This is a genomic window from Polaromonas sp. P1_E1_2, assembly GCF_056406035.1.
Map to the genome: position 1 here is coordinate 1 of NZ_JBFUAZ010000086.1, position 10113 is coordinate 10113.

The following is a 10113-nucleotide window of genomic DNA, read 5'->3' on the forward strand; positions in this document are numbered from 1 at the left end:
GTTTTGCGGCGCGCGCGGTACTGGGAGTTTGCATGGCCTCAAGTTTAGTGGCGCGCCCCCGGTACAGGCGGCCCCGGTACAAAGCCCCTGAAAAGCTCCCGTGGAACATTCAGAAACAATTAACTTGCACACAATTCAATTGCTCGCTATAATTCAACCCATGCCCAACAAAACCGACTCCGCCAATGCCACTGACGCCATGCTGCAGCTGGACAACCAGCTGTGTTTTGCGCTGTACTCCACCTCTTTGGCCATGACCAAGCTGTACAAGCCCATGCTCGAGGAGATGGGCCTCACCTATCCGCAATACCTCGCAATGCTGGTGCTGTGGGAGCAGGACGGCCTCACGGTGTCCGAGCTTGGTGAACGGCTTTACCTTGACTCGGGCACGCTGACGCCGCTGCTCAAGCGCATGGAATCGGCCGGGCTGCTTTCACGCATCCGCGCAGTGGAAGATGAGCGCCGCGTTCACATCACGCTGACGGCGGCCGGCCGCAAGCTCAAGGCCAGGGCCGCAAAGATTCCGGGCTGCATCCTGAGCGCCACCCAGTGCTCGATTCCCGAGCTGGTGTCGCTGACGCAGCAGGTGCAGTCGTTTCGCAACCGCCTCACCGGCTGATTTCTTTCACCATTTCACTGAATTTTTAACCCGCCCCGATCCGGGGTATTTTCCAAAGGAAGCCACCATGACCACACTCGAAAAAGTTCTCTACACCGCCCACGCCCACACCACCGGCGGYCGTGACGGCAAGTCCAAGACCGACGACGGCCGCCTGGACGTCACGCTGAGCTCGCCCGGCACCGCCGGAACCGGCACCAACCCCGAGCAGCTCTTCGCAGCCGGCTACGCAGCCTGCTTCATCGGCGCGATGAAGGCTGTCGGCGGCATGAAGAAAATCGACGTGCCAGCAGACGTTTCCATCGACTCCAGCGTTGACCTCGGCAAGATCCCGAACGGCTACGGCATCGCCGTGCGCCTGGACATCACCCTGCCCGGCATGGACCGCGCCGCAGCACAAGCGCTGGTGGATGCAGCGCACCAGGTTTGCCCTTACTCGAACGCAACGCGCGGCAATATTGACGTGACCATTACCCTGAAGTAATAGAGCCCCCACGGTCGCTCACTGCGTGTAGCTCCCTGCCCCCCGAGGGGGCCGCCCGCCTGCGGTCTGGCAAAGCCAGTCCCGCGGCTCGTGCTGGCATGAAGAGTTCAGCGCGTAAACAGCGCGGGGTATTTCACCAGCAGGKGCCGCGGAACCGGCTTYGCCGGGCCGCAGGCGCCGCCCCCTCGAGGGGGGAACAGGCTACACGCAGTGAGCCTGGACRGGGGTGGTTGTCACCTACGCGGCCCGCCGGTGTTGAACCGGCGGGCCGTTTCATTTAGGGTGCTGTGCATGAACGACACCGCCCTCACAACCTCCTTTCAGGTCCGGAAAGATGACCTTGCCCAAACTCGCTGGCACACCGATCCGCATTTGCCGCTCACGACCGGCCAGGTGCGGCTGCGCATCGACTCATTTGCGCTGACCTCCAACAACATCACGTACGCGGCCTTTGGCGAGGCGATGAACTACTGGCAGTTTTTCCCGACCGGGGAAGACGGCTGGGGCTGCATCCCGGTCTGGGGGTTTGCCACGGTGGCGGAGTCGCAATGCGAGGGCGTAGCCGTGGGGGAGAAGTTTTACGGCTACTACCCCATGGCCGGCGAGCTGGTGCTGCAGCCGGCCCGCGTGACACCTGCAGGCTTCTTTGACGGCGCCGCGCGCCGGCGGGCCCTGCCGGTGGCCTACAACCAGTACATGCGCTGCAGCGCGGACCCGTTTTATGACGCGGCTACCGAAGACATGCAGTCGCTCTTGCGCCCGCTGTTCATTACCTCCTTCCTGATTGATGACTTCCTGGCGGACAACGACTTTTTCGACGCCACCTCCATGTTGCTGTCCAGCGCCTCCAGCAAAACGGCGTATGGCACAGCCTTTCAGCTGGCAAAGCGGCCGGGTATTGAGGTGATAGGCCTCACGTCGCCAGGCAACGTCGCTTTTTGTGAAAGCCTGGGGTGCTATAGCCGTGTGGCGACCTATGACCAGCTCGACGCGATTGCCGCCGACACGGCTTGCGTGTACGTCGACTTCGCGGGCAGCGCCAGCCTGCGCCAGCGCATTCACAGCCGCTTTGGCCAGCTTCGCTACAACTGCTCGATAGGCGGCACGCACGTGGACGACCTGGCCGCCAAAGGCAGCACCAAGGACTTGCCTGGTCCCCGGCCCATACTGTTCTTTGCACCTTCGCAAGTTAAAAAGCGCATCACCGACTGGGGGGAGGACGGCTTTGGAAAGCAGCTGGTGCGCGCCTGGCGGGATTTCACGCGGCAAGTGACGGGTGCCAAAACACCCTGGCTCATCGCCCAGCGGCACGCCGGACAGGTTGCGGTGCAAGCGGCCTACCAGGAAGTGCTGGCCGGCAAGGGAGACCCGCGCACCGGCCATATCCTGCAGCCCTGAATCATCCTGCCTCACCGGCAGTTGCTATGATTTTTATAGCTTCTCGCGCAGTTTGGTATTAGGTTGCCGGCCTTTTCATCCGAGAAACAGGCGTTTACAAGCCCTTGCTGGCAGCGCACCGTCATCTGCGCCGACAATCAGGCATGACAGAAAAACACAAGGCTCCGGCGCACGCAACGCTGCACGCGTACGAGACATTGACACCCGACGTGGTGCTCGATGCGCTGGCCAGCGTCGGTTTACTGGGCGACGGCCGCCTGATGGCGCTTTCAAGCTACGAGAACCGGGTTTACCAGATCCATCTTGAGAGCCCCGTGGGCGACGCAGACCTGGCGGGCGATGTCGTGGTGGCCAAGTTTTACCGGCCGGACCGCTGGACCGATGAACAGATTGCCGAAGAACACGCCTTCGCCGCCGAGCTGATGGCCGCCGAGATACCGGTGGTGGGCGCGCTTGTGCTGGAAGGCCGCACGGTGCACCACTTCAAGGGCTTCAGCTTCAGCGTGTCGCCCAGCCGCGGTGGGCGGCGGCCCGAGCTGGACAACCTGGAAGTGCTGGAATGGATAGGCCGTTTCCTGGCGCGCATCCACACCGTCGGCAGCGCCAAACCGTTTGCGCACCGGCCGGCCCTGAACCTGCAGACCTTTGGTTATGCCTCGCGTGACATTCTGCTGGCGGGCGGCAACCATGGCGCCCAAGGTTCCCACGGCTACATCCCGCTGGACATGGAGTCTCGCTGGCGCAAGGCGTTTGATGAAGCCATGCTGGTGGCGCAAACCGTATTTGAAAGCGTGGGCGACGTGAAAAACCTGCGCCTGCACGGTGACTGCCACCCCGGCAATATTTTGTGGACGCCCGAAGGCCTGCCGCTGGCCGGCCCGCATTTTGTCGACCTGGACGATGCGCGCACCGGGCCGGCGGTGCAGGATTTGTGGATGCTGGTGTCGGGCGACCGCGCGCAATGCACCCGACAGCTGGGTGCGCTGGTGGACGGCTACGAAGAGTTCCGCGAATTCGACCGGCGCGAGCTCGCGCTGATCGAGCCGCTGCGCACGCTGCGCCTGGTGCACTACAGCGCCTGGCTGGCACAGCGTTGGCATGACCCGATCTTCCCGATCAATTTCCCCTGGTTCGGCTCCAGCGACTACTGGAAAAGCCAGGTCGATATGCTGGAAGAGCAAACCGAGGCCATGCAGGATCCGCCGCTGGTGTGCTGAGCAGCTGCCAGCCCGCGCCAGACAGTCGGCCACGGCCATGCTGTCGCTATGAATTTAATAGCTGGCCACGCACACTCCTAAAGGGCCAGAGGCCGAATTGGCTCACAAAAAAGCCTCTCCGGGCCTTTCTGGGGTCTGGTATTCGCCAAATCGGCGCGCGGCGCCTACACCAGCAGCGCGTTCACCCGCCGCACATAGGCGGCCGGGTCTTCAGGCATGCCGCCTTCGGCCAGCAAGGCYTGGTCAAACAGGATGTGGGCCAGGTCGTCAAAATGCGCGCCTTCCACACCAGCCTCMAGCTTTTTSACCAGCGGRTGCTGSGCRTTGACYTCCAGGATGGGCTTGRACTCSGGCACGGCCTGGCCGGCCTGCTTGAGCATGCGGGCCAGCTGGGTCGACATGTCGCCGTCCTGCACCACAAGGCAGGCAGGTGAATCGACAAGACGGGAGGTGGCGCGCACGTCCTTGGCTTTGTCTTTCAGCGCTTCTTTCAGCTTGTCGAGGATGGGCTTGAACTGTGTCTGCGCCTCTTCGGCGGCCTTCTTCTCGTCTTCGTCCTGCAGCTTGCCCAGGTCTACCGCCCCCTTGGCGACCGACWGCAGCGGCGTGCCGTCAAAGTCGTGCAGGTAATTGAGCGCCCACTCGTCCACGCGGTCGGCCATCAACAGCACTTCGATGCCTTTCTTGCGGAAGATTTCGAGCTGGGGGCTGTTCTTTGCCGCGGCCAGTGTGTCGGCGGTGATGTAGTAAATCGCGTCCTGGCCTTCCTTCATGCGGGCTTTGTAGTCGGCAAAGCCCACGCTGACGGTATCCGTCGTTGAGCTGGCAAAGCGCAGCAGCTTGGCCAGTCGCTCGCGGTTGGCAAAGTCTTCGCCCAGGCCCTCTTTGAGCACGGCGCCGAACTCGCCATAAAAAGCCTTGAACTTGTCGGCGTCATTGGCGGCCAGGTCTTCAATCATCGACAGCACGCGCTTGGTGCAGCCTTCGCGGATTGCCTTGACGGCGCGGCTTTCCTGCAGCAATTCGCGCGAGACATTGAGCGGCAGGTCGGACGAGTCCACCACGCCCTTGACGAAGCGCAAGTAGGTCGGCATCAGCGCCTGGGCGTCGTCCATGATGAAGACGCGCTTGACGTAGAGCTTGACGCCCGCGGCCTTGTCGCGGTTGAACATGTCCATCGGCGCCTTGGCCGGGATGAACAGCAGCTGCGTGTATTCGGTGGCGCCTTCCACGCGGTTGTGCGTGGTGGCCAGTGGCGCTTCGCTGTCGTAGCTGATCTGCTTGTAGAACTCGTCGTACTGGTCTTGCGTGATGTCTTTTTTGGCGCGCGTCCACAGCGCCGCGGCCTGGTTGACGGTTTCCCATTCGCCGGTCACCACCATCTCGCCGGGCTGGTCGTTTTCGCCTTCCTTCCATGCTTCTTTCTGCATCAGGATGGGCAGCGAAATGTGGTCGGAGTATTTGTTGATGATGCCTTTGAGTTTCCAGGCGTTCAGGTAGTCGAGCGATTCCTCCTTGAGGTGCAGGATGATGCTGCTTCCGCGCTCGGCACGTTCGAGCTCGCTGACTTCAAACTCGCCAGTGCCGTCGCTGCTCCAGCGCACACCCTGGTTTGCCGGAAGGCCGGCGCGGCGGCTTTCCACTGCGATGCGGTCGGCCACGATAAAGCCCGAATAAAACCCGACGCCGAACTGGCCGATCAGTTGCGCGTCATTCTTCTGGTCGCCCGAGAGTTTGGCCATGAAGTCGCGCGTGCCGCTCTTGGCAATCGTGCCGAGGTTGTCGATGGCTTCCTGCTGCGACAAGCCGATGCCGTTGTCGGTAATGGTCAGCGTCCCGGCCGCCTTGTCAAAGCTCACTTTCACCTTGAGCTCGGGATCACTTTCATACAGCGACGCATCGTTCAACGCTTCGAAGCGCAGCTTGTCGCAGGCATCCGACGCGTTGGAAACCAGCTCGCGCAAAAAGATGTCCGGGTTCGAATACAGGGAGTGCGTGACCAGCTTGAGCAGCTGCGCAACTTCGGCTTGAAAAGACAGGGTTTGTTTCTGCATGGTTTGGGGCATGGTTGTTTCAGGTTTGTTACTGATTCACTGGATCCGGAAAGAAGAAGCCGTTTCAGACGGCAGTATTTACGCTTGTTACCAGTAAGTCTTTTGGCTCTATTTATGAATAAATCCAATAATTTCAACGGTTTGTCGTGACAAATTCCCCACTAGAGTGCGCTGTTACAGATACAAATGAACCGATTTCAGAAATATCTAGTTACAGTCCACTTCACCGAATCCTTGTTTCCATTTTCGCTTCCTCAACCGGAGATTTTCATGAACAAACTGCTCTCACTGATTGCCTTGGCTCTCGTCAGCATTGCAACCCTGCCTGTTCAGGCAGCGACCGCCACTGGAACGTTTGATGTCACCATCAACCTGACCAGCTCCTGCAAATACGTCAAGACCTCGGACGTCGTGTTCAACTACACCTCGTTCCAGGTTGCCGCCCAAGCACAAACCACCGCCGGCGGTTTCACGATCCAGTGTACAAAAACACTGCCTTACACCCTGGCACTCGACTCCACCTCGGTGACCGATGACGCTGTTGACCTTGCCTACACCCTGGCACTGAGCGCAGCCGGCGGCACTGGCAACGGCAACACGCAGGCCTATAGCGTGACCGGCTCGATGATCGCTGGCCAGGCCGGCAAGTGCGCAACCGCCGGCGGCGCTTGCTCAAACACCGCAGCCACCAACAAGACCCGTACCCTGACCATCACGTACTRATCGAGCAAGTACCAACGTACTGGTCAGACCTTGAGGTCAGCTCCGTCATGACAACACCGATGCGTCCGCTTGCAAAGCTGGCTCTCGGTGTGTCCCTGTTTCTGACGGGCGTTTGCGCCTTTTCCGGAACGGACAGCGGCCAGTTCACCGTCCAGATCAACCTGACCGGTGTCAACAACGCCTGCACAAGCGCCTCGGGCTCCGGTGCCGGTGGCGCCTCGGTGCAGGTTACTTGCAACTCGAACGTCTTCGTCAACATCGCGCAGGTCCGCACCCTCGGGGACGCCCGCTTCATGCCCGGCTACCGGCCCACACGGGATTCACTGCTGCCCGACTACTGCCGCAACGAGTTGTCGCGCAATGACCCGGGCGCCCGCTATACCTGCCGGCTGGAGGACCAGCGCCAGGTCGCCACGGCTGGTGAGGAGTCGGACGACGGCTGGGAAATCGAAAGCCGGCGCTACGCCCTTGACACAGAAGCCGCAGCGATTGAAAAACAGGCCCGTTTGCGGCTTCAGGATGATCGCGGTACCGTGACAGCACTGCATCTCGCCCACGCCGGCAACTATGCTAGATCGGTTGAGATGCTGGTATCCTTCTAAGGATGAACGTCTCACAGCGCCGACGCAAGCTTGTCACCTACGCCTTCCTGCTAAGCCTGCTGGGGCCTTGGGCGGCAGCTACGGCTGGCGTTTTTTCGGTGACACCGGTGCGGCTTTACATGACCCCGCGCGATCGCGCGATTGCAGTCACACTGACCAACGAAGCAGACACCGAAGTCGTGCTGCAGGCCGACATCAACACCTGGAGCCAGAAACCGGACGGCACTGACGAACTCGTGCTGACCGAAGACATGATCCTGGCACCCCCCATCATCAAGCTGGCGCCCAAGGCCAGGCAAGTGGTACGCCTGGCCATGCTGAAACCTGCGGATGCAAGCCGGCAACTAACTTATCGCATGATCATTCGCGAAGTGCCAGAAGCCTTGCCTGCGTCTGGCATCCAGGTTCCCATCGCGCTGGCCTTGAGCATGCCGGTGTTCATCACACCCCCCGCGGCCAAACGTCAGGTTAGTTGCACCAACCAGCTGGCAGATGCCAAAACTCTCAACCTGCAGTGCAGCAATACCGGCACGGCCTATGCCCAGATACGGGAGGCGACCGTCATGCGGGGCACGCAAGCCCTGGCCCGATTTGAGGGTGGCAGTTACATCCTGCCCGGCGCCCGTAAAACTGTCGGGCTTAAGGCAGAGCAGACCCTTACAAAAGGTGACGCCCAACTGGTGGTGACCTTTGACGATGGACAAAGCCTCACGACCAGCATCACGCTGCCTTGATTTGGCACCCGATTTCAATGAGGCGCTGGTGGACTTTACGAAAACACCCCGTAGCGATAGGCATTGCAGGCCTTTGTTACGGCCTGCTGGCACACGCCCAGACACCCGCCTCCTCTAATGCACCGCCAGCGGCCCGGTCTGCCAATGACCGGCTCCTTCCACTGGAAGTCTTCATCAACAGCACCAAGGGCGGCGTCTGGACCCTGCTTGAGCGCAACGGCATCCTTTATGCGCCCGAAGATGCCTTTGAAGAGTGGCGGTTGAACCACCGGCCCAGCGCGCAGGACGTTGATTTCCAGGGCCAAAAGTGGTTTCCGCTGTCGGCCATTCCGGGATTCGAGGCGCGGCTGAATTTCGCCGACCAGTCAGTCGACCTGGTGTTTTCGCCGGCGGCCTTCAACGCCGTGCGCCTGACGCAGGAATCGGCCATGCGCCCCCCGCTGTCGCCGTCGATCCCCGCAGCATTTGCAAATTACGACCTGAACTACATCACCACCCGCAACCGCATCGCCGGTAGCTCCACGGACGCGAAGGACTTGGGCGCCCTGACCGAATTCGGCGTGTCGGGGGAGCTGGGGCTGTTGACCAGCAGCTACGTGGGTCGCAACCTCATCAGCCAGGACCCGACGCTCAAGGCCTCATGGCGTCGGCTTGAAACCACCTACACCCGGAATTTCMTGGACAGCAACAGCTCCCTGCGACTGGGTGACAGCAGCACGCGCACCGGCATTTCGGGACGCCAAGTGTATTTCGGCGGCATACAGTTCAGCAAAAACTTCTCGCTGCAACCTGGCTTTGTCACCCAGCCCATTCCCACCGTGACCGGCCTGTCGGCGGCGCCCAGCACCGTTGAGCTCTATGTCAACGACGCATTGCGGCAAACTTCCAAGGTCCCATCCGGCCCCTTCAGCATCGACAACTTTCCCGCACTGACCGGGGCCGGGGAAGCCCGAGTGGTGGTACGCGACATCCTGGGCCGGGAAACCGTCATCACCCAGTCTTTTTTCAGCAATGCCAACCTGCTGGAAGAAAACCTCAGCGACTGGAGCTTTGAGCTGGGGGCCGTACGCCGCGACCTCGGGATTGAGAACGCCGATTATGGGGATCGTTTCGTTTCAGGCCTCTGGCGCCAAGGCCTGAGCAAAAGCCTTACGGTCGAAGCCAACGGCGAATGGTCGAAGTCTCTGATGCGTGCCGGCGCCGGCGCCAGCTATGAGCTGCCTTTCCAGATGCTGGGACAGACGGCGTTTTCGGCCAGCCGCAGCGACGCGGCGGGCCAGGGCACCAACTGGATGGTCGGGGTCGAGCGCAGCGGACTGCGGCACGGCGTGTCACTCAGCGCGGAAGGCGCATCGCGCGGCTACCGGCAAATCGGTATTGATACGCCATCGCCCCGCCTGCAAACCACCGCCAGTTACAGCTACAGCAGCGACAACTTCGGCGCCTTCAACGTGAGTTACGCCGGCTTTGACAACTACGACCTCGGAAAGCTCAACACCCTCAGTGTGAATTACACCCTGCGCCTCGGTCAACGCGCAGCCCTGACTTTGAGCGCCACCCGCCTCAGCGGCATCAGCTCGGGGACTTCGGTGGGCGCCACCCTGATCGTGCCGCTTGAAAATCGGGTCACCATCGCCGCAGGTGTCACTACCCGCAGTGGAAGCACCGAAGGATATGTAAACGCCAGCCGAGCAGTGAGTGCCGAAACCGGCTGGGGCTGGCGAACGGCGCTGGGCTCCCGTGCGGACGGCCGCTATGCGGAAGGCGGCGCTTATTACCAGGGCACCAAAGGCCTGTTTTCGGCTGATGTCAGCAATGGGGAGAGCCAGCAAAACCTGCGCCTGGGCCTGATCGGAGGCATGGTAGCGGCCGAAGGCCAAGTCTTCGCCACGCGCCGCGTACAGGAAAGCTTTGCCATTGTGGAAGTGCCGGGTTACGCCAATGTGGGTGTGGGCTTTCAGGGCAGCACACTGACCCGAACCAATTCAGACGGTGTTGCGCTGCTGCCGCRCCTGCTACCGTTCCAGCGCAACAGCGTACGCCTGGATCCGAGCGAGCTGCCGATCAGCGCCGAACTCGACTCCATCGAGCTCGAAGCCGTGCCGGCGCTTCGGGGTGCGGTCAAGATCGCGTTTCCCGTCCGCTCAGGACGGGGCGCCTTGATTCGTATTGAGCTGGACGATGGCGAGCCGGCGCCCTCAGGTGCAGAGGTTGAGCTGATCGGCGACAAGAAAGAGTTTTTTACCGCTCGCCGCGGCGAGGCCTTTGTCACCGGCCTGCAG

At 61.4% G+C, this 10113-nt stretch carries 9 protein-coding genes; 8 read left to right on the forward strand and 1 reads right to left on the reverse strand.

The genetic code is table 11. The features are described from left to right. The first annotated feature begins 160 nt into the window (after positions 1 to 160). The 4 genes from AC1D1P_RS06675 to AC1D1P_RS06690 all read left to right on the forward strand — a co-directional run bounded on the left by AC1D1P_RS06675 (position 161) and on the right by AC1D1P_RS06690 (position 3718). A complete protein-coding gene (locus AC1D1P_RS06675; RefSeq protein ID WP_477672472.1) occupies positions 161 to 619 on the forward strand; it encodes a MarR family winged helix-turn-helix transcriptional regulator in 459 nt (152 codons plus the stop codon). Between the two features lie 67 nt (positions 620 to 686). Continuing rightward, a complete protein-coding gene (locus AC1D1P_RS06680; protein WP_477647553.1) occupies positions 687 to 1103 on the forward strand; it encodes an organic hydroperoxide resistance protein in 417 nt (138 codons plus the stop codon). Between the two features lie 291 nt (positions 1104 to 1394). Beyond that, positions 1395 to 2501, forward strand: coding sequence for a DUF2855 family protein (locus AC1D1P_RS06685; protein WP_477672473.1), 1107 nt, complete (start codon positions 1395 to 1397; stop codon positions 2499 to 2501). Between the two features lie 143 nt (positions 2502 to 2644). After that, positions 2645 to 3718 carry a serine/threonine protein kinase gene (locus AC1D1P_RS06690; protein ID WP_477672474.1) on the forward strand — a complete coding sequence of 358 codons (1074 nt, stop codon included), beginning with the start codon at positions 2645 to 2647 and terminating at the stop codon, positions 3716 to 3718. A gap of 164 nt (positions 3719 to 3882) precedes the next feature. On the opposite strand, the gene htpG is transcribed toward AC1D1P_RS06690, so the two are convergent. Next, positions 3883 to 5772 carry a molecular chaperone HtpG gene (gene htpG, locus AC1D1P_RS06695; RefSeq protein ID WP_477672478.1) on the reverse strand — a complete coding sequence of 630 codons (1890 nt, stop codon included), beginning with the start codon at positions 5770 to 5772 and terminating at the stop codon, positions 3883 to 3885. Between the two features lie 270 nt (positions 5773 to 6042). Between htpG and AC1D1P_RS06700 the strand changes: the two genes are divergently transcribed. From AC1D1P_RS06700 to AC1D1P_RS06715, 4 genes are all read left to right on the forward strand, one after another. Next, a complete protein-coding gene (locus AC1D1P_RS06700) occupies positions 6043 to 6495 on the forward strand; it encodes a spore coat protein U domain-containing protein (protein WP_477672479.1) in 453 nt (150 codons plus the stop codon). Positions 6496 to 6554: 59 nt separating this feature from the next. Then, a complete protein-coding gene (locus AC1D1P_RS06705) occupies positions 6555 to 7097 on the forward strand; it encodes a hypothetical protein (protein ID WP_477672475.1) in 543 nt (180 codons plus the stop codon). A 2-nt stretch (positions 7098 to 7099) separates the two neighbouring features. Then, positions 7100 to 7831: a fimbrial biogenesis chaperone gene (locus AC1D1P_RS06710; RefSeq protein ID WP_477672476.1), complete on the forward strand. Its 732-nt coding sequence runs from the start codon at positions 7100 to 7102 to the stop codon at positions 7829 to 7831. Between the two features lie 17 nt (positions 7832 to 7848). After that, on the forward strand, positions 7849 to 10113 hold a 2265-nt coding region (locus tag AC1D1P_RS06715; protein WP_477672477.1), incomplete at its 3' end, for a fimbria/pilus outer membrane usher protein.

What these genes read in the sequence shown, in the direction of transcription:
- AC1D1P_RS06675 (WP_477672472.1), top strand. Translation starts at nt 161, where the DNA reads ATGCCCAACAAAACCGACTCCGCCAATGCCACTGACGCCATGCTGCAG.
- AC1D1P_RS06685 (WP_477672473.1), top strand. Translation starts at nt 1,395, where the DNA reads ATGAACGACACCGCCCTCACAACCTCCTTTCAGGTCCGGAAAGATGAC.
- AC1D1P_RS06690 (WP_477672474.1), top strand. Translation starts at nt 2,645, where the DNA reads ATGACAGAAAAACACAAGGCTCCGGCGCACGCAACGCTGCACGCGTAC.
- AC1D1P_RS06705 (WP_477672475.1), top strand. Translation starts at nt 6,555, where the DNA reads ATGCGTCCGCTTGCAAAGCTGGCTCTCGGTGTGTCCCTGTTTCTGACG.
- AC1D1P_RS06710 (WP_477672476.1), top strand. Translation starts at nt 7,100, where the DNA reads ATGAACGTCTCACAGCGCCGACGCAAGCTTGTCACCTACGCCTTCCTG.